This window comes from Microbacterium karelineae (assembly GCF_009745985.1).
Classification (GTDB): domain Bacteria; phylum Actinomycetota; class Actinomycetes; order Actinomycetales; family Microbacteriaceae; genus Microbacterium; species Microbacterium karelineae.
In genome coordinates this window covers 1-563 of the sequence record NZ_WFIX01000087.1, presented here as the reverse complement: position 1 = coordinate 563, position 563 = coordinate 1, and the positions used below count along the sequence as shown (strand labels likewise).

General features: G+C 41.0%; 1 protein-coding gene. It reads right to left on the bottom strand.

Features of this window, described 5'->3' with window-relative positions:
* Positions 1–563: aconitase family protein (locus tag GB932_RS22025; protein ID WP_197517205.1), on the bottom strand; the 563-nt coding region annotated here is incomplete at both ends.

The window sequence follows — 563 nt, the reverse complement described above, 5'->3', positions numbered from 1 at the left end:
TCAGCGTAATATTTAGCATTTGAATCCGGAGTTAAAGCAGGTTTTTCTCCTGATCTGATCTCTTCAATTCTCTTATTTGCTTTGTCAATTAATCCCTGAAGAACTTTATTGTGGTTATCCATACCCTTATCGATCATGATCTGGATTCTGCCTTTTGCAATTTCCAGTGATTCGATCAAAGTATTATCTTCAGAAATGTTGATAGAAGCTTTTGCTTTCATCTCAGCAGTCCAGTCTGTAAATGTAAATGCCTGATCAGCAGGAAGTGTTCCGATGTGAACCTCAATGATTCTACCCTGGAATACGTTTTCTCCTCCAAACTGCTTCAACATCTGAGCCTGTGTTGCATGAACCACATCACGGAAATCCATGTGTTCTTTCATGTTTCCTTTGAAGGTCACTTTTACAGATTCCGGAATTGGCATTGATGCTTCACCTGTAGCCAAAGCAAGAGCCACAGTTCCTGAGTCTGCTCCGAAAGCTACTCCTTTGGACATTCTTGTGTGAGAGTCACCACCAATGATGATGGCCCACTCGTCAACAGTGATGTCATTAAGAACTTT